The organism is Allobosea sp. NPDC055332 (genome assembly GCF_053645455.1).
The window spans coordinates 920,536-947,413 of record NZ_JBSHMO010000001.1 but is presented as its reverse complement, the minus strand read 5'-3'; the positions used below and the strand labels follow the sequence as shown (position 1 = coordinate 947,413).

The window sequence follows — 26,878 nt, the reverse complement described above, 5'->3', positions numbered from 1 at the left end:
CTCCGCACCTGCGCTCCGCGTGTGGCCGTGGGCGCAACGCGCAGTTCGACGAGAATACAACTTTACGTTGCTTTAAACAGAATGGTTCAGGATCGCAGGCGCTTATCCCGCCGGATCTAAACGATGGCGCATCGCCCCCGCGTCGGACTTCTGACCTTGGCGATCGGTGCGCTGCTGGCGCCGGTCGGTGTCATGCTGGCCCCGCGCGACGGGGCTGTCGTCGTCGTGCTTGCGACCAATTCCGCTCAAGCCGTCGAGGCGGTGAGTCGGGCGGACGGCGTCATCCTTGCCCCGCTCGGCCGCTTCGGCCTGCTGGCGCGTTCTGCGGAACCCGGCTTCTCCACGCGCCTCTACCAAGCTGGCGCCGCGCTCGTCCTGGCCGGACTGGGCGGCGGCTGCTCCGGTCAGGCGCGCGATCCCCTCATCCCAGCGAGACGGTCCCCATGAGCCAGAGCCTCGAGACGTTCCGCCGCGCCTTCGCCAAGCCGCTGATGACAGGGCAATGGCTGCTGGTGCCGGTGACCTGTGCCGTCGCCTGGCTCGCCGGCCATCCTGCCCTGCTCGCGATCGGACTGGTTTCGACCCTGCTCGCCGCCGCCACCATGCTGGCCTGGCGCTCTGACGGGATCGGTCTTTCGACCCGCGTGATCTCGACCATCGCGGTCAACGGGCAGGTGGCGCTGCTGGTCTTCGCCGCCGAGGGCACGCGCTACCAGATCGACATGCACATGGCCTTCTTCGCCGCGCTCGCGGTGATGACGGCCTGGTGTTGCTGGCGCTCGATCCTGGCCGCGACGGCGGTCGTGGCGGTGCACCACCTCGTGCTCAACTTCGCCTATCCGGCAGCAGTATTCCCTGATGGCAGCGAGTTCGCCCGCGTCGTCGTCCACGCCGTCATCCTGCTGGCGGAGGCGGGGGCGCTGATCTGGATCGCGCAGCGGTTGGCGGCGGCGCTCAGCCAGGCTGACGAGGCGGCGTCGACGGCGTTGGCCAATCAGGAACGCGCGGAGACGCTCCGGCATGACAGCGAAGCGAACGAAACCGAGCGGGCTGCGGTCGAAGCACACCTGCTCGAAGCCGTCGCCGGCGTCGTCGACGCGGCCAAGCGCGGCGATTTCTCGGCCCGAACCGTCCGCACCGACGATCTCGGCCGGTTCAGTACCTTGGTGAGCGGGATCGACGAACTGACTGAGGCCTGCGAGTCCTTCCTGGACGAGGCCGATCGTGCGCTCTCGGCGCTGGCCGATGGCGACCTCAGCACCCGGATGTCGACCGGCTTCGAAGGGCGATTGGCGGCTGTCGCCGGCAATTTCAACCGCTCGGCCGAGGCGCTCGCCGGAGCGCTGTCGGCGGTGGCGAGCAACGCCGCCCAGACGCGCAGCGCCGCCGAGGACATTCTTTCGGCGACGCTCGACCTGTCGCAGCGCGGGCAGAGCCAGGCCAATGCGATTCAGGACACCTCCAGCGTGATCGAGGAGATCGCGGCGACGGTGCGCCAGACCTCCGACATCGTCCAGGCGGCGGCGCGCAAGGCCCGCTCGACAGCCGACGATGCCGGGGCGGGCGTCGCGGTCGCAGGCCGCGCGGTCGAGGCGATCGACAGGATCGACCAGCAGGCGCGCCGGATCGTCGACATCGTCGAGGTCATGGACGGGCTTGCCTTCCAGACCAATCTCCTGGCGCTCAACGCCTCGGTCGAGGCGGCGCGGGCGGGCGAGGGCGGGCGCGGCTTTGCCGTGGTCGCGACCGAGGTGCGCCGGCTCGCCCAGCAATCAGCCGATGCGGCGCGCGATGTCCGAGCGCTGATCAGCGAGACCAAGGTCCATGTCGACGAGGGCGTGAAGCTGGTGCGTGAGGCCGGCGCCAGCCTCAACACCATTTCCAGCGAGGTCGAGGAGGTCGCGCAGGCCTTCGGCGAGATCAGCCAGGCGACGGCAGAGCAGTCGCAGGGCGTCGGCGCGATCGAGCGGGCGCTGGTCGAGATCGATGCCGCCACGCAGGACAATGCCCAGGCGGCGGAACGCACGGCTGCGGCGGGACGCGGCATGGCCGAGGCGGCCGAAGCGGTGTCACGGCTGGCGGGTGGGTTTCGGCTCGGCGGTGCGCAAGCCGGAGCAGGGATTCGCCGGGCAGCCTGAGCCGCGTCGTGGTCAGAACCCGATAGCGGCGCCGTTCCAGCGCAGCAATCGTGCCGGCAGTTCCAGCCGCATCAGATCCTCGCCGACGATAAGCGGCCCGGCATAGCCGCCGGCCCGGACCTCGGCGAAGAGCGCTGCGGTATCGGCCCCTGGCGGGACGAGATGGGTCAGCGCCAGCGTCTTGACGCCGGCACGCTTGGCGAGGCCGGCCACCACTGCCGGTGTCATGTGATAGCTCTGGACCGAGGCGACGGTTTCGGCCGAGCGGACGCCGGCGGTGACCGGCATCTGGCTGTCGATGAAGACCTCGCAGACGAGGAGGTCGCAGCCCTGCGCGGCCTGTTCGAGCGAGGGCGTCAGGCGGGTGTCGCCGGAGAAGACGATGCGGCCGCCATCGGCCGACGCGGACAATCCGAAGGCGGGCTCGACCGGCTTGTGATCGACGAGGAAGGCCTCGACAGAGAGGGCGCCGAGCCCTGCAACCGGGCCCTCGCGCAATTCCTCGAAGGCGACGTCGAGGCCGGTCGTATCGGGGCGCTTCTCGAAGGCGATGCGCAAGGCGCGCTCGCGGGCGAAAGCCTCGTATTGGCCACGCATATTGGCGAGCGCCGGCGCGGGCGCGAGCACCCGCCAGGGGCGGTTGCGGCCCTGATGCCAGGACGAGACGATCAGCTGGTAGAAATCGACAAGATGGTCGGAATGCTCATGGGTGACGATGAGCGCGTCGATCTGCGCCCCGGCATGGCCGGCGGCGACGAGACGCTGGCTGACCCCGGAGCCGCAATCGATCAGGACCTTGCTGCCGCTCGCCTCGACGAGATGGGCCGGGCCGGCGCGGCGCAGGCTGACAGGCGGTGCGCCGCTGCCGAGGAAGGTGAAGGCGAGATCAGTGGTCACAGTCGCTCGCCTCCCGTCTTGATCAGCCGAACAGGCTCAGTAGCCGCCGTCGTCGTCCTCGTCGGTCGGGCGCTTAAGCTGCTTCAGCTTGGCGAAGACCGAGTCGACGTCGATCTTCTCCTCGTCCTGCCGCTTCGGCCGGCTCATGTCGGCGAAGGGCTGCGAGGCCGGCGCCGGCTCGGGCGCGGTGGTCTCCTCGGCCGGGAGCAGGGTCGAGCCGGTCTCCTGTAGGACCATCGCCGGACGATCCTTGGCGGCGCGGCCGACTTCGAAGTCGAGGTCGATCTGCGAGGTCAGGCCGAGGCTGACCGGATCGATCGGCTGCAGCTGCTGGGTGTTCCAGTGCGTGCGGTCGCGGATCTGGGCGATCGTCGTCTTGGTCGTGCCGATCAGGCGGATGACCTGCGCGTCCTTGAGCTCGGGATGGTTGCGCAGCAGCCAGAGGATCGCGTTCGGGCGATCCTGGCGCTTGGAAACCGGGGTGTAGCGCGGGCCCTTGGTCCGCTTGATCTCCGGCACCTTGACCTTGCGCTCGGCGAGCTTGAGCTGGTGCGCCGGATTCTTGGCGGCGCGCTCGAGCTCCTCGCGGGTGAGCTGGCCGGAGGTGATCGGGTCGAGGCCCTTGATGCCGGCTGCGACTTCGCCGTCGGCGATGCCGCGCACTTCGAGCGGGTGCAGTTTGCAGAACTCGGCGATCTGCTCGAAGGTCAGCGAGGTGTTCTCGACCAGCCAGACCGCAGTGGCTTTCGGCATCAGCGGCGTTTGTGACACGGGCCGTCTCCTGGAATGTCGCGGGCAATAGCTCTCAGGCGCCGACCGGCCGCCCCGGCCGGTCATCCAAATCATCGATGATGAGGAGGATGGGCCGCCTTATAGGCAAAGCCGTGGTGGCTGTCCATGGAAAGCACAGACAGCCCTCACACCGTCAGCACGATCTTGCCGATATGGGCGTTGCTCTCCATCAGGCGGTGCGCCTCGGCCGCCTGCGCCAGCGGGAAGCGGGCGTGGATCACCGGCTTGCAGCGCCCCTCGGTCAGCAGCGGCCAGACCTTCTCCTCGAGCTCGCGCGCGATCGCAGCCTTCTCGGCGATCGTGCGCGGGCGCAAAGTCGAGCCGGTATGGGTCAGCCGCTTCATCATCAGGCGGCGGAAGTCGACCTCGGCCTTCGGCCCGTTGAGGAAGGCGATCTGGACGATGCGGCCGCTCTCGGCGGCGGCGTCGTAATTGCGGTTGATGTAGTCGCCGCCGACCATGTCGAGGATCAGATTGACGCCGCGGCCGCCGGTCGCCGCCTTCGCTGCGGCGACGAAATCCTCGGTGCGGTAGTTGATGGCGTGGTCGGCGCCGAGTTCGCGGCAGGCGGCGCACTTTTCATCCGATCCCGCGGTTGCCAGGACCGTCGCGCCGAAGGCCTTGGCGAGCTGGATCGCGGTGGTGCCGATGCCCGAGGTGCCGCCATGCACCATGAAGCTCTCACCCTTCTTCAGGCCGCCGCGCTGGAAGACATTGGTCCAGACGGTGAAATAGGTCTCGGGAATTGCGCCAGCTTCCTCCAGCGACAGCCCGGAGGGAATCGGCAGGGCATTGTCCTCATGAACCACGGCGTACTCGGCATAGCCGCCGCCGGCGACGAGGGCGCAGACCTGATCGCCGACCTCGTAGCGCGAGACGCCTTCGCCGAGGGCGACGATCCGGCCGGCGATCTCCAGCCCGGGAATGTCGGAGGCGCCGGGTGGCGGGGCATAGCCGCCCATGCGCTGCAGCACGTCGGGCCGGTTGACGCCGGCGACCGCGACATGGACCAGGAGCTGGCCGGGGCCAGGCTGCGGAACCGGGCGCTGCTGGGCTTTGAGCACATCCGGGCCGCCGGGGGCATCGAAGCCGATGGCGGTCATTGTCGCGGGCAGGGCGGTCATGCGGAGTCTCCTCGCCTGTGGTGCTGGCGCTGTGCTGCGATTAAGCTCGCGCGCTCCGAGGATGCAAGGCGAGGCTATGATGGCTGGATTTCTCGACGATGATCGCCCCGCGCCGAAGCGGGCCCACGAGATCGGGCAGGACCTGTCGCAACTCGCGGTCGCCGAACTCAGCGAGCGAATCGCGCTTCTGGAGGCGGAGATCGAGCGGCTGAAGGAGGCGCGCGAGAAGAAATCGGCCTCGCGCTCCGCCGCCGATGCCTTCTTCAAGAAGGCCTGAGGCGAAACCGCGGCGGTCAACAGCTGTGAGGGGTCCGGCGGCAGTTTCGGTGGCGGTTGAGTCCTTCCTGCCACGCGACAAGATGCGCCAGCCGATGAACGGATATTCATCTTCGCATCGCGGGCGCAAGCGCCTATCCTGAGGACATGGACAGGAGGCGGCCGGATGCCGCCCGCCCGTGCCGATGCATTGCTCGGCCGGAGCCATTCCGACAACGACAGCAGGTGGAAACGACGCCGAGGGACAGCGAAAGGCTGTTCCGAACGCTGCCTCTGCCTTTCGACAGGAGAAAGACGATGCGCTTTGCCGCGCTCGCCATGGCTTTGCTTGCCGCCACGCCGGCCGCCGCCCTGGAGGACATCGCCAATCTCGGGCTGCGTGAGGATGGCGGAAAGCCACTCGCCGCGCTGAGGCTCAAGCTGCCGGACACCGTTGTGGTCGTGCAGGCGCCGGTCACGGTGCTCGGCGGGCACAGCATCGAGATCAAGCGCGAGATCGCGCCCAGCGTCAGCCTGGGAGGCACCTATCGCTACTCGCTCGGCGAGCGTTTCGTCAGCGAGCGTTTCGGTCTGAAGCTGACGGTGACGCGCTAGAGATCGGGCTGAACCGGAATCGCTCGAATTTGTCGCATTTTCGGGCGGCGTTAACGGCTGCTTAACGATTCCGAATTATGAATCGTATCGTCCAGTTTGTCTGGATGTCGAGTGGCTCCTGCCCACTCTGTTTGACGCCTCCCTGTTGACCTTCGAGCCGCCTTCGGGGCGGCTCTTTTTTCGTCTGTTGCCCGGTCCGGCCGGGCAAGGCGGGGGGCGCCGGGCCGGACCATCGCACCGTTAACCTTAATGATGTGTTACCACGGCGCGGACAAGATCATGGCGTTATCCTTGCCACGTCCCGGCCAGAACCGGCGTTGCGTCCTTCGATCGCACGCCGCTGTGCCGATTGGAGACATGGGATGACCGATTTGACGATGCTGAGGCCCGAGATCGAGGACGGCGCGATCTCATTCGCGCGCGGCTTCGTCAAATCGGACGCGTTCATGCAGCTGTTCCGCGAGGGGATGGGGCTGGTCGAGGCGACCGCTTCCTATCTCGACGGGGAGGGGCGAGCCGAGTCGGCGGCCCTGCCGCGCGAAGTCTCGCTGACCTACGCGACCGAGAGCATGCGCCTGACGACGCGGCTGATGCAGATCGCCTCCTGGCTCCTGGTGCAACGTGCCGTTGCCGAGGGCGAGATGAGCGCCGAGCAGGCTCGTAACGAACACAACAAGGTGCGCATCGCCGAGCCGATGCTGCAGCCGACCAGCGCCGAGGCGGAGCGTTTGCCGCAGCGCCTGCGCGATCTCATCGCCCATTCGATCCGCCTGCAGGAGCGCATCCGGAACCTCGACGAGCAGATGTCCGGGGCTGTTCGTCCCGCCGCGGCGAATCCGGTACGCGGCCAGCTCGAGAGTCTGCAGGCGCGGCTCGGCCTGCTGCGCTGACGAGCCCGCGCCGCGGCCTATCGTCGCCATCAACGCAAAAAGCCCGGCCGCGAGGCCGGGCTTTTCTGTTGCTGTCGCGGCCCGAAAGAGCCGCGAAAACGCGTATTACTTCTTGCCGAGCGCGCCGAGAGCGCCGAAACGCGAGTTGAAGCGCGAAACGCGGCCGCCGCGGTCCAGCATATGCTGGGTGCCGCCGGTCCAGGCCGGGTGGGTCTTCGGGTCGATGTCGAGGTTGAGGGTGTCACCCTCCTTGCCCAGCGTCGAACGCGTGAAGTATTCGGTGCCATCGGTCATGACGACCTTGATGGTGTGGTAGTCGGGATGAATGCCGGTCTTCATGGCGAAATCCTCAATTCGAAAAGCGGGCGGCCGGAACTCGGCGCGCATCGCCGGCTCTTCGAACAATTCGTATGAGCCTGTCGTGAAGTGGGCTGCCCATAGCGCAGCCGCGGCGACGGTGCAAGCTTTTCGGGATAAATGAGCGTGGCGAACGAGAACAAGGAAGACCAGAAGGCGCGGCCGGATTTCAGCGCGCTGCGCTCGTTCTGGCCCTATGCACTGGCACAGAAGCAGCGGATCGCCTTCGCGCTCGTCGCGCTGATTGTGGCTTCGGTCGCGACACTGGCCCTGCCGATGGCGGTCAGGCGCGTGATCGACGTCGGCTTCTCCGGCGGCGAGCAGCAGCTGGCGAATTCCTATTTCGCCATCCTGATCGGCGTCGTCGCCGTGCTGGCGCTGGCGAGCTCTTTCCGTTTCTATCTGGTGATGACGGTCGGCGAGCGCGTCGTCTCGCAGTTGCGGGCCGACGTCTTCGCACATCTGACCCGGCTCGAGCCGGCCTTCTTCGATGCCAGCCGCGCCGGTGACCTGGTCTCGCGCCTGACCGCCGACACCACACAGATCAAGTCGACCTTCGCCTCGACGGCTTCTATCGCGCTGCGCAACGGCATCATGTTCCTCGGCGCCCTGGTGCTGATGATCATCACCAGCCCGCAGCTCTCGGCGATCGTGATCGGCGCGATTCCGCTCGTCGTGCTGCCTCTGGTCTTCTCCGGCCGCAGCGTACGCAAGCGCGCCCGCGCCGCGCAGGACCGGCTCGCCGACGCCTCGGCCTTCGCCTCGGAAGCGATCGGCGCGATCCGGACCATGCAATCCTTCGGTGCCGAGCGCGACACGACGGCGCGCTTCCAGGGCGCCTCGGATGGCGCCTATGCCGCCTCGCGCGATGCGACGCGCTCGCGCGCCTGGCTCTCGGGCATCGCGATCTTCCTGGTCTCGGCCAGCGTCGTCCTTGTGCTCTGGGTCGGCGCGACCGAGGTTTTCGCCGGGCGGATGAGCGGCGGGCGGCTGTCGCAGTTCGTGCTTTACGCCGTGCTGGCAGCGAGCTCGCTCGGCCAGCTCTCCGAGGTCTATGGCGACATCTCGGCTGCGGCCGGCGCGGCCGGACGCCTTGGCGAGATCCTGGCGACCAAGCCGGCGATCGCCGCTCCGCCGCATCCGAAGGCGCTGCCGCAGCCGCCGGTCGGAGCGCTCGCCTTCGAGGGCGTCTCCTTCCGCTATCCCGGCCGCAGCAACCTCGCGCTCGCCGATCTCGACCTCGCAATCAAGCCGGGCGAGCGGGTCGCGCTGGTCGGGCCTTCCGGTGCCGGCAAGAGCACGGTGCTGCAACTGGCGCTGCGCTTCTACGACCCCTTCGCCGGCCGTGCGGTGGTCGACGGCGTCGCCGGGCCGGAGGCCGACCCGGCTGATTGGCGCAGCCGCTTCGCGCTGGTGCCGCAAGAGCCGACCGTGTTCGGCGTCTCGGTCGCTGACAACATCGCCTATGGCCGCCCCGGGGCGAGCCGCTCCGAGATCGAGGAAGCGGCCCAGCTCGCCGCCGCCGACGGCTTCATCCGGGCTCTGCCGGAGGGCTACGACACCATCATCGGCGAGCGCGGCGTCACGCTGTCCGGCGGGCAGCGCCAGCGCCTCGCGATCGCGCGCGCCGTGCTGAAGGATGCGCCCATCCTGCTGCTGGACGAGGCGACCTCGGCGCTCGATTCGGAAAGCGAGCGCGCCGTGCAGGACGCGCTCGACCGATTGATGCAGGGGCGTACGACGCTGGTGGTCGCTCACCGCCTTGCGACGATCCTCTCCGCTGACCGCATCCTGGTGATGGAGGATGGCCGTGTGGTCGAGGAGGGCACGCATGCCGCGCTCGTCGCCAAGGGCGGGCTCTATGCCCGGCTCGCAGCGCTCCAGTTCGGGCTGGAGGCGGCGTAAGTCCTTCTCCCCTCGGGGGAGAAGGTGGCAGCGCGAAGCGCTGACGGATGAGGGAAGGAAGGCTCGCCCAGTCGTTCCGCCCTCATCCCCCTGCCGGGACCTTCTCCCCCGGGGGAAGAAGGGAAGCTTCCAGCAGCGCCGCTGCATCCAGCAGGCCCCGCTGGCGCGCGACCTGCGCAGCCGTCTGTCCTTCGGCGTTGCGCGCAGCTGGGTTTGCCCCTGCCGCCAGCAGGAAGTCGACGAGATCGCAGGCGCTGGTGTCGTCATCAGGCAGGCAGAACAGCGGCGGCTCGCCCGAGCGCGCCGGCGCATTGACGAGCGTCGGCTCCATCGCGAACAGCGCCTCCAGCCGCTCGACCTCTGCCGCCTGGCACAGGGCTTCGACATCGCGGCTACGCGAGGCCAGATAGATCTGCGCGGCACTAGCGCCCTGATGCCTCGCCCAGCCAAGCGGGGTCGAGCCATAGCGGCGCTCGATCGGATCGATCTCAGCGCCCGCCTCGACCAGGAGCGCGACGATCTCGATCGCATCGCTCCCTGCCGCCTCGTGCAAAGCGCGGACGCTGTCGCGCGTCTCTGCTTCCGGCGAGACGCCGAGGCGCAACGCGAGAGCTGCGATCTCCGGCTTGCCCTGCCTAATCGCGACGAACAGCGGCGCCGGGCTGACCAGGAAGTCCGGATTGCCGGAGAGCAGGCGGCGCGCCTCGCTTTCGTCACCACGGGCGACCGCAGCGGTGAAGGCCTCCTGACCGCTGAGTTCGACCGGGCTGGCGCCATTGTTGACGAGCAGGCGGACGAGATCGCTGCGGCCGTCGAGCATGGCCTGCTTGACCAGGCTCTGCTTGGAATAGGCGTTGAGCGCCTGGGCGCTGGCGCCATGGGCGAGCAACCAGGCGGCGCGCTTGGGCTGGCGCGGCACGGCGTTGCCGAGCAGGTAGTCGAGCGGCGGCGCCGGCAATTCGCGCACCGGCTCGCGCCAGCGCCCGGTCTCGCCGCGCTTCTCCGTCTCGCTCCAGAGCAGGTCGAGCCAGGTGACATCGTCGGCGCCGAGCGAGGAGTTGTAGAGCGCCTGGCCATTCACAGGATCGGCGCCGCGAGCGATCAGGAGCCGTGCCAGCGCCTCCGCCTGCGGATGCGGCGGCTGGCCGCTCTCGCCGCCGCCGATGACGCCGGTGAGCGGGGTGAAATGGTTCGTGCCGTCGCTGAACAGCGCGTTCGGATTGGCGCCATGCTGGAGCAGGAGCTGCGCGATCGCGACGGCATTGCGCGACAGGGCTTCGTTCGGCAGCCGGGTGAAGGCGAGGCGGACGAGCGGTGTCCAGCCATCGAACGCGCTCGGTTTGTTTGCGAGCGCGTTGTCTTTGGCGAGGAATGCACGAACGGCATCGAGGTCGTGCGCAGCGACGGCGGTATGGATGCTGTCGCTGATGATCTCGGGGTGGCGTTCGAGCAGGCGCTGTGCCAGCGCACCGCGCGCCGGCCGGTCGGCTTCGTACTCGCCCCAGCTTTGCGTTCCCGGCCTGACGCCATAGCGGAGCACCGACTTCTCCAGGAACAGCGCGACGAGCGCGGCATGGCCGCGGGCTGCGGCCTCCCGAGTGATGAGTTCCTGCTTCAATGCCGCCCAGTTTGCGAGGCCGTAATCGCGGGCGAGGGCGTGCTGGACCTCGCGCAGCTTGGCCGCGCCGACATGGTTCGGGATCAGCTTGCGGAAGCGGGCAAGCGCTTCGCCGTTGCCGGCCTCGATTTCCTTCAGCCAGCGCTTGGCCTGGCGGCGGATGGTTTCGAGGGTCGAACGGAGCGTGAGTTCGCGGCTAGCGTCAGACATGGGTCTTCCTTCCGAGGAAAGCCTGATGTCCGCTCGACAGGCCGGAAGAAAGCGATGATGCGATGTCGTCGCTTGGATATGGGTGGGAGCAGGCTCCCTTGCCGCGGACTGGTGGCGCCCCATGCGCTCTGCGGCGATGAGAAGCGCATGGCGGCGGGGAAGTCAATCGGTGTCGTGAGACGCCGATGCCGTCCGCGGGGAACCCTCTCCTGTAAGGAGAGGGCAGGGTGAGGTGTAGGCGATTGGACCAGCTGCGCGAGCGCTCTCCGCGCGGTTGGGTTCAGGCCAACGTTTCCAGTTCGAACACCTCACCCCTGCCCCTCTCCTTCCAGGAGAGGGGCTCTACGTCGGGCTTTCCGCGCTCAGGAATGGTGAGAGCTCACTTCGCTCGCTTCGCCCCCACCAGCTCGTCCCACTTCCTGAACGCCACCACCATCTTGTCGGGCTTCAGCGGCAGTTCGATCGGGTTGTTGGCGATGAGGTCGGCATATTCCGGCCGGCCGAACTCGGCGATGACTTTCTGGCTGGATTCGGGAGCCAGCGAGAGCGGTACGTTCTTCACCGCCGGGCCGGGATAGAGATAGCCCTCGTCATAGGAATAGGCCTGCATCTTCGGCGTCAGCACATGCGCCATGATGTCGAGCACCACGGCGAGCCTGTCATTGGGCAGGCCCTTGGGCACGCACATGAAGAAGGCGTCCGAGACCCAGTGGAAGCCCTTCAGCGTCTGGATCTTGGCTTCCTTCGGCACGATGCCCAGCGCCCGCGGATTGATGTCCCAACCGGTGGTCGAGATGATGATGTCGCGCGAGCCGTCGCCGAACTCCTTCATCGTCGCGCCGGTGCCGGCCGGGTAGTACTCGATGTACTGGCCGAGCTCCTGCAGATAGGCCCAGGTCTTGTCCCAGCCGCCGACCGGGTCCTGCGGGTCCTTGTCGCCGAGAAGATAAGGCAGGCCCATCATGAAGGTGCGGCCCGGGCCGGAATTGGTCGGGCGGGCATACATGAACTTGTTCGGATTGGCCTTAGCCCAGGCGAGCAGTTCCTCGGCTGTGGTCGGGACATTCTTGACCCGGTCCGGCATGTATTCGAGCAGCGGCCCGGAGGGGTAGTAGTTGACGACGACGCCGAAGCCGTCGCCCTGCGCCTTGTGCAGGTTGAGCGCCGCCGGCTCGTAATTGGCCTCGATGTTCGGGAACTTGTCGGAAAAGTCGGGCAGGATCTTCTGCCAGAGCTTCTGCTCCAGGCCGGCGGCGAGGCCGTCGCTGCCGGTCAGGATCAGGTCGAGATCGACCTTGCCGGCATCCTGCTGGGCCTTGAGCTTGCTGGCGAGCTCGGGGGCAGGGGCCTTCACGAAGGCGATGCGCGAGACCAGCTTGGGATTGGCGGTGCGGTAGTCCTCGAAGGCCTTCTGCATCAGCGCCAGCGCGCCGCCGACATCCATGACGCTGATTACGACCGGGCTGGTCGGCAGCGGCGGCGAGGCGGCGAGCGCCGGCCCACCGGCTGCGAGTGCGCCGAGGCCGCCGAGCACGGTGCGTCGGTCGATACCCTGAAGCTTCCTGGTCATTGCCTTCCCCTCTTGTTGTCGCGCCGTTTTGGCTGCGGTCATGCGTGGTAGCGACGTTCCTGATCGGCGAGGCGGACGCGCCGGGCGAAAAGATCATCCGACCATTCGACCTCGCCCTCGGCAAGCACGATGCCATGCGCTGCGAGCGCCGGGCGGATCGCAGCGAGCGCGTGGTCTGAGGCCATGGCGAAGGCCTGCTGGGGCGTCGCGATGCCCCAGGCGACGACATTGCGGACGGCTTCATCGAGGCAGAGCGCCGAGCCGGCGAGCAGGCCCGCTTCCTGCCGTACTGAACCATCCGGCATGCGATCGACGGCCATGCCGGCGAAGTGATAGCGGCCGACCGGCGCGGCGGCAGCGACTACCGCATCGGTGACCAGGATCGAGCGTTCGAAGCCCTTGGCCCGGATCAGCGCCGCCAGCGCCCTGGGATGGACATGGATGCCGTCGGCAATGAAGCCGGCCATCAGCCGGTCCTCGGCGAGCTGGGCGAAGATCGGGTTGGCGAGCTTGTGCAGCGTCTGCGGCAGGCCGTTGCCGAGGTGGGTCGAGAGCGAGAGGCCGGCATCGGCCGCGGCCGAAACCTGGTCGAAATCGGCAGCCGAATGACCGATGGCAACGATCTTGCCGGCATCGGCCAGGGTCTTGGTCAGGGCGACGGCGCCCTCGCTCTCGGCGGCGAGCGTCACCATCAGGATCGGCCGCTTGAGGCCGCGCTCGACCTCGGCGATCAGCTCCGGCCTCGCCGCCGTCATCGCCTGTGGCGGATGGCAGCCATGATAGCCCGGCGCCGGGTTCAGGAACGGCCCTTCGAGATGGTAGCCCGGGCACATCAGCGGCCCGAGCCTGCTGCCGGCGACGGCTTTGTCCAATGCCCGGAAGCGCTCGATCAGCTCGTGCGGATGGGCGGTGATGATCGTCGGCAGGCAATGGGTGACGCCGGTCGCGAGCATCGCCTCCAGCGCCCGGTCGAGATCGGCCGGGGTGATCGCCGGGTCGTTGAAGTCGACGCCGGCGAAGCCGTTGATCTGGAGATCGATCAGGCCGGGCGAGACGGGCATCGGCGCCTCAGCCCTTCTTCAGCAGCGAAGCGGCCGGCGGATCAAGGAACAGCACCGTATTGGGATGGCGCTGCAGGATCGAGGCCGGGTGCAGCGGGGTGATCTCGCCTTCGAGCGCGTCCTTCACCGCTTGCGCCTTGCGGGCGTCCGGCACCGAGAGGACGATCAGTTCGCTCTTCAGGATCTGGCGGATGCTCATCGAGATCGCCTGCTCCGGCACTGCGGCAAAACTCTCGAACCAGCCCTCTCCGAACTGCTGGTTGCGGCAGGCCTCGTCGAGGGTGACGACGATATAGGGTTCTTCCGTCTCGAAATCGGCCGGCGGATCGTTGAAGGCGAGATGGCAGTTCTCGCCGAAGCCGGCGAAGCAGAGATCGATGCGGCGCCCGGCGATCAGGGCGTTGAGGCGCCTGGTCTCGGCGGCGGGATCACCCTCGCCATTGACGAAGTTGAAGGCCGGCTTGACCGCGAGCGGAGCAAGGAAGCGTTCCCTGAGATAGCCGCGGAAGCTCGCCGGATGGCTCTCGGGCAGGCCGACATATTCGTCGAGATGGAAGGCGGTGACCTTCGACCAGTCGATACCCTTGGCAACGACGAGGTTCTGCAGCATCTCGAACTGACTCGCGCCGGTAGCGACGATGATCGTCGCCTCGCCATGGCGCGCGATCGCGGCGCGGATCGCCTCGGCGCCCAGCGCTGCGGCCTGGCGGCCGAGCTCGTTCTTGTCGGGGGTGATGCGGATATCGATCATGCTGCTCCCTGTCCGCCAAGCGTGCGGTATTTTTCGTGTGGTATACTACCATACCAGCCAGCATGCTAGCATGGACATGAGCGTGTGCCCCCATCGCAAAGGCATGACCCGCCACAGCTTTTCGCAGGAATTGCGCGCATAGGTTTGCGCCCAGCCAATGAGGCCGCCTATGCGAGTTCTGTCATGCAACCAGTTAATTGCATGATTGTCTCTCGCATGCTAGCAATTGGCCATGGATTTCGACCGCCTGTTCCGGGCGCTGGCCGATCCGACCCGCCGGCGCATGCTGGACGAGCTCGCCGAGCGGGACGGCCAGACGCTGTTCGAGCTGCATGTGCGCCTGATCAGCTGGCACGGGGCGAGCCTGTCGCGGCAGGCGCTGTCGAAGCATCTGCAGGTGCTGGAGGAAGCCGGCCTGCTGCGAACCGAATGGCGCTGGCGCAGCAAGCACCATTTCCTCGAACGCTCGCCGCTACGGCAGATGTGGGATGTGTGGATGCGGCCGCTGGCCGAGCCGCCGGAGAAGGAGAGGGCCGATGCCGATCAAGATCGTCGTGACGAGCGTGCTGGTCGATGACCAGGAGAAGGCGTTGCGCTTCTACCGCGACATTCTCGGCTTCGAATTGAAGCACGACATCCCGATGGGCCAGCATCGCTGGCTGACCCTGACCTCGCCCGGCGATCCCGACGGCGTCGAGCTGCTGCTGGAACCGGACGAGCACCCGGCGGCGAAGCCGTGGAAGACCGCACTCGTCGCCGATGGCATCCCGGCGACCTCGTTCGGAGTCGAGGACGTCCACGCCGAGCATAAGCGGCTTGCCGCGCTCGGCGTCGCCTTCACCCAGCCGCCGGTCCATCTCGGCCCGGTCACGACCGCGGTGTTCGACGATACCTGCGGCAACCTGATCCAGATCGCCCAGCGTCATTGAGGAGCGGTCGCCAGAGCAGCCTTCTCACCGCTCGGTGATCTTGAACTCGATCCTGCGGTTGCGGCGATACGCGTCGTCATTGTTGGCGACGTCGAGGGGCTGGAACTCGCCGAAGCCGGTCGCGGCGATGCGGTCAGCGGGGATACCCTTGCTGACCAGGTATTCGACCACGGCCACGGCGCGCGCCGTCGACAGGCTCCAGTTCGACGGGAATTGCGGCGAGCGGATCGGCCGGTTGTCGGTATGGCCGTCGACGCGCAGGATCCAGGGCAGGTCCGGCGGCATCTCGCGGCCGAGATCGGCGATGATGCTTCCCAGCTTGTCGAGCTCGCCGCGGCCTTCCGGCTTCAGCACGGCCTGGCCGGCATCGAAGAACACTTCCGACTGGAAGACGAAGCGGTCGCCGACGACGCGGATGTCGGGCCTTGTGCCGAGCACCTGACGCAGGCGGCCGAAGAAGTCGGAACGATAGCGCGCCAGTTCCTGCACGCGCTGGGCCAGCGCGACGTTGAGGCGCGAGCCGAGCTCGGAGATGCGCGCCTGCGATTCCTTGTCCTTGGCCTCGGAGGCGGCGATCGCCTCTTCCAGCGCCGCGAGCTGGCGGCGCATGGCGACGATCTGCTGGTTGACCAGCTCGACCGTGGCCTGCGCCTTGGCGGAGAGCTGCTTTTCGGCGTCGAGCGCCTTCTGCGTGTCGGCGAGCTGGGTCGGCGCATTGGCGCGGGCGGCGCCGTCGAGCAGGCCCTGGACGCGGGCGCGCTCGGCCTGCTCGCCGGCGAGCGAAGACTGCAGCAGGGCGAGCGAATCCTTCGCCTCCTTGCCGCTCGAACGCTCCAAAGCGAGCAGGTCGCTGAGCTCGGCGATCTGGCGGTTGAGCCGGTCGAGCACCGTGTCGCGGCCGGAAATCTCCTGAGACAGAAAGAACTGGCCGAGGACGAAGACCGAGAGCAGGAAGACGATGCCGATCAGCATCGTCGAAAGCGCGTCGACGAAGCCCGGCCAGAAATTGACCTCTTCCCGGCGATGCGAGCGCGACAGAGCCATGCTCAGCCTTCCTTGCGATCAACGCACTCGATGGCGCAGCACCATGGCAGGCTCATGACTCGCTCACCCGCTCAGCGGCGAGGCGCTCGATCAGGCGTTTCAGATCCTTCTCACGCGCCGCCTGCGCCTCGACCCAGTCGCGGATCAATTGCTGCTCGGAACGCATGTGCTGGACGAGGCCCTGGATGCCCTCGGCGAGATTGGCCAGCGCCTGCGTCGCCGCGCGGTTGTTCGAGCCGTCCTGCATCGCCGCCTGGAGCTTGTCGAGACGCTCGACCACGACATCGCCGGCCATGGTCTGGCCGGCGGCGACCGGCATCGCCAGTGGGATGGTCGCGGAATGCGCTGTCGCGGTGCCCAGATAGCCCTCGACCTCGTTGCGGAAGCGGCGCTGGCCCTGGCCGACCTGCAGATCGAGGAAGCCGAGGATCAGCGAGCCGGCAATGCCGAACAGCGAGGACGAGAACGACAGGCCCATGCCGGCGAGCGGCGCGGCAAGGCCTGCCTTGAGCTCGTCGAAGAGCACACCGGCCTCAGCGCCGGTGCGCAGGCTCTTGATGACGTTGCCGACCGAGGAGACGGTTTCGAGCAGGCCCCAGAAGGTGCCGAGCAGGCCGAGGAAGACGAGGAGCCCGGCGAGATAGCGCAGCACCTCGCGGCCGTCGTCGAGCCGGACCGCGATCGATTCGAGCAGGCTCGCCGCCTGGCTGGGAGCGAGATTGCGCTGCTCCAGCGCCGGCAGCACGGGTGCCAGCGGGCTGATCACCTGGCTGCGCCGCAGCGCCGCGCCGGCCGGATCGGCGGCGAGGCGGGTGGCGGAGCGGGCCTCGCTGTCGACGCGCCAGAGCTCGCGCAGCGACAGCAGCACGCCGACCGCGAGGGCACCGACGATCAGGCCGTTGAGGCCCGGATTCGTCATGAAAGCAGTACGAAGCCCATCCTGGAGGATGAAGATCAGAAAACCGATCAGCGCGAGGAAGACCAGCGCGCGAAGGACATAGCGCAGCGGGCGGGAGAAGCGGAACGTCTGCGGCCGATTGGGCGCCGGCGCTGGAGGCTCCAGCGGCGGGACCTCAGGGGCCGCCTCGTCATTGGCCATGCCTGCTCATCCGATCCGGTTTCGTCGCGGCGGCGACTGTCGCCTCCCGCCACGCCGGGATCAAGCAGGAAACGGCGCTCTCCCGATCAAAGCACGGTCTTGAGGACTGCGCGCAACGCCGGCTCGCCGGCTTCGTTGCCGCAGATCACGTCCTTGGCCGAGGTTGGCTGCTTGCCGTCGAGCGTGCCGAAGGTGCCGCCCGCCTCGCGCACCATCACCACGCCGGCGCCGAAATCCCAGGTGTTGAGGCCGCGTTCCCAATAGGCGTCCATGCGGCCGGCGGCGACATAGGCGATGTCGAGCGCGGCCGAGCCCATGCGGCGGACATTGGCGAAGCGGCTCATCACCGCGCCGAGTTCCTTGAGGAAGAGCGGGTGGCCGCCCTTGCCGATATGGGGCACGCCCATGCCGATCAGCATGTCTGCCGATTCGCGCCGGCCCGAGACGCGCAGGCGGCGATTGTTGACATAGGCGCCCTTGCCCTTCTCGGCGATGAAGAGCTCGTCCTTGGCGGCGTCGTAGATCACGCCGGCGATGAACTGGTTGTCGCGCTCCAGCGCCACCGAGATGTTCCAGTGAGGGATGCCACGCAGGAAGTTGTGGGTGCCGTCGAGCGGGTCGATATGCCAGCGATTGCTTTCGTCGGTCCCGACGACGACGCCGCTCTCCTCCATGACGAAGCCGTAGCCCGGCCGTGCCTTCTCCAGCGCCGCACGCAGGATCTCCTCGGCCTTGTGGTCGGCCTTGGAGACGAAGTCGCCCGGGCCCTTAGCCAGGACCTGCAGGTTCTCGACCTCGCCGAAATCGCGCTTCAGCGAGCGCGACGCCTTCATCACGGCATCGGTCATCACGGTCATCAGGGGGGAGCGGATCATGGCATAAACCTCGGGGCGCGCGCGAAGCGCTGCGGAATGGAGCGGACTATCAAAGAGCGGAGGTGGCCACGGCCACCTGTTCGGCCGTCACTTGCTCGGTTGGCTCGCCGTCGTCAAGGCCGTGGCCTCGATCCGGTCGGCGGCCAGGCGGGCGGCGCGGGCGCGCTGTTCGGGCGAAAGCCGCTCCAGCACCTGGTCGAGCGTGGCGTCGGTCAGCCCTTGCGTGCGCGCCGCGAGATGCCAGGCGGCGGCTTCCGACAGGTCGGGCGGGACGGCGCGGCCGAACTGGTAGAGCTTGGCCAGGCGGTTCTGGGCGATGGCGTTGCCCTTGTTGGCGGCGCGGATGAACAGCCGGGCCGCAGCCCGCTCGTTCTTGGCGACGCCGTCGCCGTTGAACAGCATGATCGCGTATTCGACCTCGCCGGCGATCAGCCCGTTGGCGGCGGCCTTGCCCATCCATTCGGCCGCCATGCCATCGTCCTGCGGCACGCCCCGGCCCATCTTGTAGAGCACGGCGAGCGCATGCTGGGCATCGCCGAGATCGGTGGCGGCCGCGACCCTGAGGCAGCCTATGGCGCGCTGGTCATCCTGCGGCCGTCCCGTCGCGAGCAGGGCGATGGCGAGATTGTAGTTGGCGGCGGGGTGGCCGGCGGCGGCGGCCTTCTCCAGCAGGACGCCGGCCTTTTTCGGATCGCGCGGCAGGCCGCGGCCTTCCAGCATCGCCATGCCGAGCGCGAACGTCGCATTCACGTCGCCCTTGTCGGCCGCGAACCGATACCAGTCGGCCGCTGCCTTCGCGTCCTCGCGGATGCCGAGCCCCTGCCGGTAGATCTCGCCGAGCAGCGTCATCGCCGCGGCGTCGCCCGCATCGGCATCGAGCCGCTTCAAGGCCTCCGCCTGGGCACGCCGGTAATGCCCGGTCTGATAGGCGCCATAGGCGAAATCCGGCTCCGGTTCCGCTGCGGCGGCCGGCAAGGCGATTGTCAGGGCGAGCGCGGCGAGCGCAAGCTTCATCGCGCCGTCCTGCGGGCATGTTGCGCCGTGATCGCCGCATCGGCTTCGGCAACCGCTGCGCGGATGTCGACCCCTTCGGCGAACAGCCATTCGCCGAGCGCGATGAATTCGGCGCCGGTCTCGATCAGGGCCGGCACCGACTCCGCATCCGGGCAATAGGCGATGCAGGGCGTCTCGAATATCTCGGCCCACCAGGAGGCGCGCTCGATCACGGCCGGCAAGGGCGGCAGGGAACCGTCCGGTCGCGGCTCGCCGAACATGACGTAGTCGACGCCGGCCTCGCCCATGTCCATGGCGTCATGGCGCGAGCGCAGGCCGCCGGCGCCGATGATGCGCTCCTGCTTCAGGCTGGAGCGGGCCTCGGCGATCGCCTCGGCGCCCTGGGTGAGATGGACGCCGTCGGCCCCGCCACGGCTGGCGACCTGGGCCGAGGCCTCGACCACCAGGGCGACGTTCTGCGCCTGCACCGGCGGCGCCAGCGCCTTGACCCGCTCGGTCAGGCTGCGCTCGTCGCCGGGCACGAGCCGTAGCAGCACGGCGGCGACATCGCCGCCGGCGAAGGCCTGCATCAGGCGAAAGGAGAGCGCGCCGGGATCGGAGATCGGCGGCGTGACGAGCATCAGGCGGGTGCGGGGTACGGACGTGTTCATGATCTTGCGCGCAAACGGCCCGCGGCGTGGTCCAATGTCAAGACCATAAGCCCGGCGACCAGGCTCCAGAAGGCGGAGCCGACCCCGAACAGCGACAGGCTGGAGGCGGCGACGGCGAAGGTGACGACCGCAGCGAAGCGGTCCCTGTCGCCTCCCATCGCCTGCCCGAGCGCCCCGGTCAGCGAGCCGACGAGGCCGAGGCCCGCAACCGCGACGATCAGTGCCTTGGGCATGGCGAGGATCAGGGCGAGCAGGAGGCCGGCCGTGGCAGCGATGACGAGCCAGAGCAGGGCGTACCAGATCCCGGCCTTCCAGCGCTCCTTCGGATCGGGATGGGTGTCGGCGCCAGTGCAGATCGAGGCGCTGATCGCCGCCATGTTGACCATATGCGCGCCGGTCGGCGCGGTCAGGGCCGACATCAGCCCGGTGACGAACAGGCAGGAGGCGGTCGGTGGCTGGTAGCCCGAGGCGCGCAATACGGCGAAGCCCGGCAGGTTCTGCGCCGCCATGGTGACGAGATAGAGCGGGATGCCGATGCCGACGATCGCGGTGAGATCGAGATGCGGGACGATCAGCTCGATATGCGTCAGCGCGACCGGCCCGGCAGGCAGCGTCGCGGTGCCGGTGGCAAAGGCGAGCGCGAGGCCTGCGCCCAGCGCGGCGATGACGCCGAGGAAGGGATTCCACAGCCGCGCCAGCAGGAAGACGACGAGCAGCGTCAGCACCAGCACAGGCTGCAGCTTCATCTCGTCGAAGACGGCGACGACGAAGCGAAAGATCACGCCGGCGAGCATGGCCGCGGCGATGCTCATCGGGATGCGCTCGACCAGCGCCCCGAGCGGGCGGAAGGCGGCGGTCGCCATCATCAGCGCTGCCGCGGCGAGAAAGGCGCCGACGGCCGAGGCCATGTCGACGCCGCTCGCCGCCGCGAGCAGCGCCGCGCCCGGCGTCGACCAGGCGCAGATGATCGGCATGCGATGCCGCCAGGACAGGATGAGGCTGGCGAGCCCCTTGGCGAGAGCGAGCCCGGCGAGCCAGGAGACGGTCTGCCCCGGCGTCGCGCCGAGCGCCTGCGCCGCCGCGAGCACGACCGCGACCGAGGCCGCATAGCCGACGAAGACGGCGACGAGGGCGGAGAAGAGCTGCGACATCGGCCGCTCTATTGATCCCAGGCAGCCGGCCAGGTTTCTGCCAGCGTGGCACCGAGACGCACCGGCCAGGCCGCCTTGGCGAGGCCGGTCCGGTCGTCGGTCTCGACGGCGATGCCCGATAGCGTGCCCTCGCCGAGCGCCGGCTCCAGCCGCGAGCCCGGCGTCTTCTGCAGGAAGCGGCGGATCGCCTCCTCCTTCTGCATGCCGAGGATCGACTCGTAGTCGCCGCACATGCCGGCATCGGTCTGGTAGGCGGTGCCGGCCGGCAGCACCCGCGTGTCCGAGGTCGGGACATGGGTATGGGTGCCGACGACGAGGCTGGCGCGGCCGTCGAGATAATAGGCCATGGCAAGCTTCTCGCTGGTCGCCTCGGCATGGACGTCGACGATGACGGCGTCGGCGGCCTCGCGCAGCGGGCAGGCGGCGAGCTCACGCTCCAGCGCGGCGAAGGGATCGTCGAGCGCGTCCATGAACAGCCGGCCCATGACGTTGACGACGAGGACGCGGGCGCCGTTCCTCGCCTCGATCACGGTCGCGCCGCGGCCGGGCGTGCCCGGCGGGTAGTTCGCCGGTCGGATCAGGCGCGGCTGGCGCTCGATGAAGACCATCGCCTCGCGCTGGTCCCAAGAATGGTTGCCGAGCGTGATCACGTCGGCGCCGGCGGCCAGCGTCTCGTCGCAGATCGCCTCGGTGATGCCGAAGCCTCCTGCCGAGTTCTCGCCATTGATCACGACGCAGTCGAGCTTCCAGCGCTCGCGGAGGCCGGGGAGACGATCCTGAACGGCGAGGCGGCCGGCGCGCCCGACGATGTCGCCGAGAAAGAGTAGACGCATGTCACGATCCAACGATTGGGCCGTCCTAACACGGCCCGTCCTGTCGCGCTTTCACGCAAGCCGACCGTCCCGGCTTTCCCCAGGCCGCGCGGTTCGACTTTGCGGTTGAAAGACAACACGGCGGGACGGCTGCGTCTTGAATGAAAGGCGCGCCTGCTAATGACGTGATCGGAGCAGCGAAATCAACCGCAGCGGATCGCCTCGTCCTGTGTGATCACCCAGTCGAGGCGGCGGTCATGCGCCTCGGCGGGCACGGCCTCGATCTCCTGCGCGGCATAGGCGATGCCGATGGTCGCGGCCGGCTCGAGCTCTGCGATGGCGCGGTCGTAATAGCCCTTGCCATAGCCGATCCGGTAGCCGCGCCGGTCGAAGGCGGCGAGCGGGACGATCAGGATCGCAGGCCTGACCTCGGGCTGCTCGGGAGCCGGCACCAGCGTGCCGAAGCCGCCGGGGACGATCGGTTCCCACGGTGCCCAGCGCCGGAAATGCATGCGCTTCTCGACGATCGCCGGCAGGCAGAGCGGCAGGCCACGCTCGTGGAGCGCTTCCAGGATCGGGCGCGGATCGGCTTCCGAGCGCATCGGCCAGTAGGCGGAGACGGGCCCTTGCGCGAACACTGGCAGTGCCAGGACCTGCGCGACGATGGCTTCGTCCCAGATCAGTCGGTCGTCGAGCTTGAGCGCGTCGCGCCGGTCCAGCGCTTCGCTGCGCAGAAGAGCCTTGCGGGCGGCGAGAGAAGCGAGGTCGGTCGTCATGGGGTGCGGAGCCACCTCGGCCGTGGAGATTTCGATCCCGGGACACCTACAAAGTAGGTGGGCGCCGTGTGTCCGGGTCCAGGGACCCAGTCAGGGACAGCTCCCTAGGGAGTCGTATGGGCCCGGGAATACATGACTCGCACGCACCAGGCAGCCCCGCCGCGACAAGGTAGGACGCATGCCGGCAAAGCGCCAGAGGCGGCCAGCGAAAACCCGCCGAGATTTTTCGCCTCAGGCTCCGCGCGCCATCCCATGCCGGATCACGCGGTCGATCAGGTCGGGATAGGCGATGCCGCTGGCGGCGAGCGCCTTCGGGAACATGCTGATGTCAGTGAAGCCGGGGATGGTGTTGATCTCGTTGATCAAAGCGCTGCCGTCGGGGCGCAGGAAGAAGTCGACGCGGGCCATGCCGTCGCAGCCGAGCGCGTAAAAGGCACGCTTCGCCAGTTCCTGCAGGTTGGCGATCGTTCCCTCCGGCAGATGGGCCGGAACCTCGACGCGGGCGCCGTCCTCGTCGAGGTACTTGGCCTCATAGGTGTAGAAGCCGTGGCTCGCGGCGGCGACGATCTCGCCCGGCAGCGAGACGATGGTCTCGCCATCGGCCTGCTCCAGCACGCTGAGCTCGATCTCGCGGCCGGCGATGAACTCCTCGACCAGAACCACCTTGTCGTGCCGGAAGGCCTCAGCGAGCGCCGCCTGGAAGCTCTCGGCATTCGTCGCCTTACTGACGCCGACCGAGGAGCCCTGCCGCGCCGGCTTGACGAAGAGCGGCAGGCCGAGCGCGGCGCTGGCCTCATCGAAGCCGAGCGTCTCGCCCCGCCGGACGGTGAGCGAGCGGGCGACGCCGAGCCCGGCCTCGCGCAGCAACCGCTTGGCGATGTCCTTGTCGAGCGCATTGGCCGAGCCGACGATGCCGCAGCCGGCCAGCGGGATCCCGGCGACCTGGGCCAGCCCCTGGACTGAGCCATCCTCGCCGTCGAGCCCGTGCAGCACCGGGAAGAGCACGTCGATCTTGGTGAGCGCCTGAGGCGCGGCGCCGTCCTGCAGGCGCAGCAGGCGCCCGTTTCCGCCCGGCAGCAGGCAAAGCTCGGCGCCGTCCTGCGGGATCGGGTCGGGCAGGACACCGTTCTGCAATTCGAGCTCGCGCCACTCGCCGGCCTTGGTGATCAGGATCGGCACGACGTCGTACTGCGCCTTGTCGATCGCCTTGACCACATTGGCGGCGGACATCAGCGAGACCTCGTGCTCCGAGGACTTGCCGCCGAGGAGAATCGCTACCCGAACCCTGTCGCCCATCGTCGCTGCCTTCATCGATTCGCTTCTGCCAGGAAGCGTCAGTCGGGCATGATTGAGGAATTGCAAAGGCGGCGGGAGAAGTGGTGTCGGCGAAGCGGAGCGCTCAGCCCACCTGTCCCGGCAACAAGCTCTTCGCCACGCTCTCGATGCGCTCGGCCGCGGCGACGAGAGCGGCCGCCGCCTTCTCCTCGACCTCGCCGGCGCGCTGGTCGGCGAAGCCGGCATCGCCCTGCAGCGACCGGAGGCGGCCTTCCAGCGTCTCGACCTTCTTCTTCAGCTCGGTGGCCTCGTCGGCGACCATCAGCGCCGCCATGACGTGCAGGCGCATGTCGCCGATCTCGCCGAAGGCCTGGCGCATCTCCTCGATCTTGCCGTCATAGAGCTGGGCGAGCGCCTCCAGATGCGGCTCCTCGCCTTCGCCGCATGCCATGCGGTAGGCCTTGCCGGCGATGGTGACGTTGACCTGGGGCATCAGGCGTCCTGCTCGGCTTCTTCCTCGGGACGGGCTTCGACCCGCGCGATCACCTCGGCGAGCGCCGTCATGGCGCGGTCGAGCTTGCGATCGACCTCTTCGGCAACGCCCTGGACCTGGCCGATCCGGGCCATGGCGCCGTCGAGTTCGACCGCGAGGCGAGCCCGGTCGTCCTGCATCAGGGTGAGCTCGGTTTCGAGATTGGCGCGACCACGCTCGACCTCGAGCCGCCTGCGAGCGGCTGCTTCAAGCTGGCCGAGCGCGCCTTCGAGACGCGACAGGGCGTGATCCAGTCCTGGAGACGCCACGCTTCTTCCTCTGCGGGCCGGCTGGAGCCGGCTCATCCGATTCGGGAGCCTAGTTTAACAAATATGACGGTGGAAAGCGCTTCGACCGCTTCGATCCGATCGAAGCGTGGGGAAAAGTCGATATCTGCGGCCTTGCAGGCGAATTGACTCCGCTTGAGCGGGCGGCCTATCGAACGCGCGACCTTTTTCTCAAGAGTTCGCTGCTCGCCGCCGGCCAGCTTCGGCGCGAGCCTCGTTCCGCCCTCGCCGGAGAGATTCCATGACGACGCCTGCGATCGACCGCGCCCAGCACGAGCGGCTCGCCAACGCCATCCGCTCCCTCGCCATGGACGGCGTCGAGCAGGCCAAGTCCGGCCATCCCGGCCTGCCGATGGGCGCCGCCGACGTCGCGACCGTACTCTTCACCCGCATCCTGAAATACGATGCGGCCGAGCCGCGCTGGCCCGATCGCGACCGCTTCGTGCTCTCGGCCGGCCATGGCTCGATGCTGATCTACGCGCTGCTCTATCTCACCGGCACGCCCGGCATGGAGCTCGACGACCTCAAGAAGTTCCGCCAGCTCGAATCGAAGACGCCGGGCCACCCCGAGAACTTCATGACCGCCGGCGTCGAGACCACCACCGGCCCGCTCGGTCAGGGGCTCGCCACCGCGGTCGGCATGGCGATGGCCGAGCGCATGCTCGCCGCCGAGTTCGGCAAGAAGCTGGTCGACCACAAGACCTATGTGCTCGCCTCCGACGGCGACCTGATGGAAGGCATCAGCCAAGAGGCGATCGCGCTCGCCGGCCATCAGAAGCTCAACAAGCTGATCGTGCTCTGGGACGACAACGGCATCTCGATCGACGGACCGCTTTCCATCTCCGATTCGGTCGACCAGCTCGCCCGCTTCAAGGCTTGCGGCTGGAAGGCCGAGCGCGTCGACGGGCATGATCCCGACGCGATCGAGGCGGCGGTCCGCCGGGCCCAGAAGTCGAACAAGCCGACCCTGATCGCCTGCAAGACCGTGATCGGCTTCGGTGCGCCGAAGAAGGCCGGCACCTCCAAGGCGCATGGCGAGCCGCTCGGCGCCGAGGAGCTCGCCGCCGCCAAGAAGGCGCTCGGAATCACCGGCGGTCCGTTCGAGGTCGCAGCCGACGTGCTCAAGGCCTGGCGCGGCTTCGGCGCCACCGGCTTCGCCGAGCGCAAGGAATGGAATGCGCGCCTGGCGGCGACGTCGGGGCGCAAGCGCGGCGAATTCGAGCGCCGTCTGGCTCATACCGTGCCGGCCAAGCTCGCCAAGACCCTCGTCGCCCACAAGAAGGCGCTGGCTGCGAGCCCGGTGACGGTCGCGACTCGCAAGGCCTCGGAGCTGGCGCTCGACGTGATCGTACCGGTGATGCCGGAACTGGTCTCGGGCTCGGCCGATCTGACGCCCTCCAACAACACCCGGGCCAAAGGCTTCGAGGACTTCACGCCGAAGACCCCGAAGGGCCGCTATGTCCGCTACGGCATCCGCGAGCACGGCATGGCCGCGGCGATGAACGGCATCACCCTGCATGGCGGTTTCCGCACTGCCGGCGGCACCTTCCTGGTCTTCGCCGATTATGCCCGCCCGTCGATGCGGCTCGCCGCGCTGATGGGGCTGCCGGTCGTCTACGTCATGACCCATGATTCGATCGGCCTCGGCGAGGACGGGCCGACCCACCAGCCGGTCGAGCAGATCGCCTCGTTGCGCGCCATGCCGAACATGCGCGTGCTGCGTCCCGCCGATGCGATCGAGACGGCGGAAGCCTGGCAGATCGCGCTGGAGCGCACCGACGGACCGACCGTGCTGGCACTCTCTCGCCAGAACCTCGCGCCGGTCCGCACCGACGGTACCGCGACGAACCGTTCGGCCAAGGGCGCCTATGAGCTGCTGGCGGCCGAAGGCGGCAAGGCGCAGGTCTCGCTCTTCGCCTCGGGCTCCGAGGTCGAGATCGCGGTCGCCGCCCGCAAGCTGCTGGCCGAGAAGGGCATTCGCGCCCGCGTCGTCTCGGTGCCGTCGCTCGAGGCGCTGCTGGAGCAGGACGAGGCGACCAGGGCTGCGATCATCGGCGATGCTCCGATCAAGATCGCCGTCGAGGCTGCCGTGCGCTTCGGTTGGGACGGCGTGATCGGTGCCGATGGCGTCTTCGTCGGCATGTCCTCCTTCGGGGCGAGCGCGCCCTACAAGGAGGTCTACAAGCATTTCGGCATCACGCCGGAGGCAGTGGCCGAGGCTGCGATCAAGCGCCACAACGGCTGAGCGGCG

General features: G+C 68.3%; 28 protein-coding genes and 1 other RNA gene. 9 read left to right on the top strand and 20 right to left on the bottom strand.

Features of this window, described 5'->3' with window-relative positions; genetic code table 11:
* Positions 1–123: 123 nt before the first annotated feature.
* Complete coding sequence (locus tag ACWIGM_RS04855; RefSeq protein WP_454024779.1) at positions 124–447, top strand: hypothetical protein; 324 nt, start codon at positions 124–126, stop codon at positions 445–447.
* Complete coding sequence (locus ACWIGM_RS04850; protein WP_454024778.1) at positions 444–2,138, top strand: methyl-accepting chemotaxis protein; 1,695 nt, start codon at positions 444–446, stop codon at positions 2,136–2,138. The genes ACWIGM_RS04855 and ACWIGM_RS04850 overlap by 4 nt, the downstream gene beginning before the upstream one ends.
* A 12-nt stretch (positions 2,139–2,150) precedes the next feature.
* Here ACWIGM_RS04850 and ACWIGM_RS04845 read toward each other — a convergent pair whose 3' ends face one another.
* The 3 genes from ACWIGM_RS04845 to ACWIGM_RS04835 form a co-directional block, all read right to left on the bottom strand.
* A complete protein-coding gene (locus ACWIGM_RS04845) occupies positions 2,151–3,035 on the bottom strand; it encodes an MBL fold metallo-hydrolase (protein ID WP_454024777.1) in 885 nt (294 codons plus the stop codon).
* A gap of 36 nt (positions 3,036–3,071) precedes the next feature.
* Entirely contained in the window at positions 3,072–3,806 is a 735-nt protein-coding gene (locus ACWIGM_RS04840) for a DUF1013 domain-containing protein (RefSeq protein WP_454024776.1), read from the bottom strand.
* A 146-nt stretch (positions 3,807–3,952) separates the two neighbouring features.
* Positions 3,953–4,951: an NAD(P)H-quinone oxidoreductase gene (locus ACWIGM_RS04835; protein ID WP_454024775.1), complete on the bottom strand. Its 999-nt coding sequence runs from the start codon at positions 4,949–4,951 to the stop codon at positions 3,953–3,955.
* A 79-nt stretch (positions 4,952–5,030) separates the two neighbouring features.
* Here ACWIGM_RS04835 and ACWIGM_RS04830 point away from each other — a divergent pair, with 79 nt between their 5' ends.
* The 3 genes from ACWIGM_RS04830 (at position 5,031) to rcdA (ending at position 6,711) form a co-directional block, all read left to right on the top strand.
* Positions 5,031–5,228: a DUF1192 domain-containing protein gene (locus ACWIGM_RS04830; RefSeq protein WP_454024774.1), complete on the top strand. Its 198-nt coding sequence runs from the start codon at positions 5,031–5,033 to the stop codon at positions 5,226–5,228.
* A 296-nt stretch (positions 5,229–5,524) separates the two neighbouring features.
* Positions 5,525–5,821, top strand: a complete 297-nt coding sequence (locus ACWIGM_RS04825; RefSeq protein WP_454024773.1) for a hypothetical protein — start codon at positions 5,525–5,527, stop codon at positions 5,819–5,821.
* Positions 5,822–6,183: 362 nt separating this feature from the next.
* Positions 6,184–6,711, top strand: coding sequence for a protease adaptor protein RcdA (rcdA, locus tag ACWIGM_RS04820; RefSeq protein WP_454024772.1), 528 nt, complete (start codon positions 6,184–6,186; stop codon positions 6,709–6,711).
* Positions 6,712–6,816: 105 nt separating this feature from the next.
* Here the strand turns inward: rcdA and rpmE are convergent, their stop codons facing one another.
* Positions 6,817–7,050 (bottom strand): 50S ribosomal protein L31, encoded by a 234-nt coding sequence (rpmE, locus tag ACWIGM_RS04815; RefSeq protein ID WP_066471911.1) that lies wholly within the window; start codon positions 7,048–7,050, stop codon positions 6,817–6,819.
* Between the two features lie 144 nt (positions 7,051–7,194).
* Between rpmE and ACWIGM_RS04810 the strand changes: the two genes are divergently transcribed.
* Positions 7,195–8,973, top strand: a complete 1,779-nt coding sequence (locus ACWIGM_RS04810) for an ABC transporter transmembrane domain-containing protein (RefSeq protein ID WP_454024771.1) — start codon at positions 7,195–7,197, stop codon at positions 8,971–8,973.
* An 82-nt stretch (positions 8,974–9,055) separates the two neighbouring features.
* Here ACWIGM_RS04810 and ACWIGM_RS04805 read toward each other — a convergent pair whose 3' ends face one another.
* From ACWIGM_RS04805 to ACWIGM_RS04790, 4 genes are all read right to left on the bottom strand, one after another.
* Positions 9,056–10,801, bottom strand: a complete 1,746-nt coding sequence (locus ACWIGM_RS04805; RefSeq protein WP_454024770.1) for an ankyrin repeat domain-containing protein — start codon at positions 10,799–10,801, stop codon at positions 9,056–9,058.
* 379 nt (positions 10,802–11,180) lie between these two features.
* Entirely contained in the window at positions 11,181–12,371 is a 1,191-nt protein-coding gene (locus tag ACWIGM_RS04800) for an ABC transporter substrate-binding protein (RefSeq protein WP_454024769.1), read from the bottom strand.
* Between the two features lie 38 nt (positions 12,372–12,409).
* Positions 12,410–13,432: an N-acetylglucosamine-6-phosphate deacetylase gene (locus ACWIGM_RS04795; protein ID WP_454024768.1), complete on the bottom strand. Its 1,023-nt coding sequence runs from the start codon at positions 13,430–13,432 to the stop codon at positions 12,410–12,412.
* Between the two features lie 7 nt (positions 13,433–13,439).
* Entirely contained in the window at positions 13,440–14,183 is a 744-nt protein-coding gene (locus tag ACWIGM_RS04790; RefSeq protein WP_454024767.1) for a glucosamine-6-phosphate deaminase, read from the bottom strand.
* Positions 14,184–14,415: 232 nt separating this feature from the next.
* On the opposite strand from ACWIGM_RS04790, the gene ACWIGM_RS04785 reads away from it, so the two are divergent.
* Positions 14,416–14,760, top strand: a complete 345-nt coding sequence (locus ACWIGM_RS04785) for an ArsR/SmtB family transcription factor (protein ID WP_137880250.1) — start codon at positions 14,416–14,418, stop codon at positions 14,758–14,760.
* A complete protein-coding gene (locus ACWIGM_RS04780; protein WP_454024766.1) occupies positions 14,720–15,112 on the top strand; it encodes a VOC family protein in 393 nt (130 codons plus the stop codon). Before ACWIGM_RS04785 ends, ACWIGM_RS04780 begins: the two co-directional genes overlap by 41 nt.
* Positions 15,113–15,136: 24 nt before the next feature.
* On the opposite strand, the gene ACWIGM_RS04775 is transcribed toward ACWIGM_RS04780, so the two are convergent.
* The 12 genes from ACWIGM_RS04775 to ACWIGM_RS04720 all read right to left on the bottom strand — a co-directional run bounded on the left by ACWIGM_RS04775 (position 15,137) and on the right by ACWIGM_RS04720 (position 24,609).
* Positions 15,137–16,156: a peptidoglycan -binding protein gene (locus ACWIGM_RS04775; RefSeq protein ID WP_454024765.1), complete on the bottom strand. Its 1,020-nt coding sequence runs from the start codon at positions 16,154–16,156 to the stop codon at positions 15,137–15,139.
* Between the two features lie 52 nt (positions 16,157–16,208).
* Positions 16,209–17,255, bottom strand: coding sequence for a flagellar motor protein MotA (locus ACWIGM_RS04770; protein WP_454024764.1), 1,047 nt, complete (start codon positions 17,253–17,255; stop codon positions 16,209–16,211).
* 86 nt (positions 17,256–17,341) lie between these two features.
* Positions 17,342–18,130: an inositol monophosphatase family protein gene (locus ACWIGM_RS04765; protein WP_454024763.1), complete on the bottom strand. Its 789-nt coding sequence runs from the start codon at positions 18,128–18,130 to the stop codon at positions 17,342–17,344.
* Positions 18,131–18,217: 87 nt separating this feature from the next.
* Positions 18,218–19,144 carry a tetratricopeptide repeat protein gene (locus tag ACWIGM_RS04760; RefSeq protein ID WP_454024762.1) on the bottom strand — a complete coding sequence of 309 codons (927 nt, stop codon included), beginning with the start codon at positions 19,142–19,144 and terminating at the stop codon, positions 18,218–18,220.
* Positions 19,141–19,794, bottom strand: coding sequence for a thiamine phosphate synthase (locus tag ACWIGM_RS04755; RefSeq protein ID WP_454024761.1), 654 nt, complete (start codon positions 19,792–19,794; stop codon positions 19,141–19,143). Before ACWIGM_RS04755 ends, ACWIGM_RS04760 begins: the two co-directional genes overlap by 4 nt.
* The gene (locus ACWIGM_RS04750; RefSeq protein WP_454024760.1) at positions 19,791–20,945 is read right to left on the bottom strand and encodes a benzoate/H(+) symporter BenE family transporter; all 1,155 of its coding nucleotides are present in this window, start codon (positions 20,943–20,945) and stop codon (positions 19,791–19,793) included. The genes ACWIGM_RS04755 and ACWIGM_RS04750 overlap by 4 nt, the downstream gene beginning before the upstream one ends.
* An 8-nt stretch (positions 20,946–20,953) precedes the next feature.
* Entirely contained in the window at positions 20,954–21,778 is an 825-nt protein-coding gene (locus ACWIGM_RS04745) for a TIGR00282 family metallophosphoesterase (protein ID WP_454024759.1), read from the bottom strand.
* A gap of 182 nt (positions 21,779–21,960) precedes the next feature.
* Positions 21,961–22,533, bottom strand: a complete 573-nt coding sequence (locus ACWIGM_RS04740) for a 5-formyltetrahydrofolate cyclo-ligase (protein WP_454024758.1) — start codon at positions 22,531–22,533, stop codon at positions 21,961–21,963.
* Positions 22,534–22,537: 4 nt separating this feature from the next.
* Positions 22,538–22,693, bottom strand: a non-coding RNA gene (ssrS, locus tag ACWIGM_RS04735) — 6S RNA.
* Between the two features lie 71 nt (positions 22,694–22,764).
* Positions 22,765–23,844 (bottom strand): D-alanine--D-alanine ligase family protein, encoded by a 1,080-nt coding sequence (locus ACWIGM_RS04730; RefSeq protein WP_454024757.1) that lies wholly within the window; start codon positions 23,842–23,844, stop codon positions 22,765–22,767.
* Between the two features lie 88 nt (positions 23,845–23,932).
* Positions 23,933–24,301 (bottom strand): cell division protein ZapA, encoded by a 369-nt coding sequence (locus tag ACWIGM_RS04725; protein WP_454024756.1) that lies wholly within the window; start codon positions 24,299–24,301, stop codon positions 23,933–23,935.
* Positions 24,301–24,609: a DUF4164 family protein gene (locus ACWIGM_RS04720; RefSeq protein WP_454024755.1), complete on the bottom strand. Its 309-nt coding sequence runs from the start codon at positions 24,607–24,609 to the stop codon at positions 24,301–24,303. The genes ACWIGM_RS04725 and ACWIGM_RS04720 overlap by 1 nt, the downstream gene beginning before the upstream one ends.
* Positions 24,610–24,868: 259 nt before the next feature.
* Here ACWIGM_RS04720 and tkt point away from each other — a divergent pair, with 259 nt between their 5' ends.
* Positions 24,869–26,872: a transketolase gene (tkt, locus tag ACWIGM_RS04715; RefSeq protein WP_454024754.1), complete on the top strand. Its 2,004-nt coding sequence runs from the start codon at positions 24,869–24,871 to the stop codon at positions 26,870–26,872.
* Positions 26,873–26,878 lie beyond the last annotated feature (6 nt).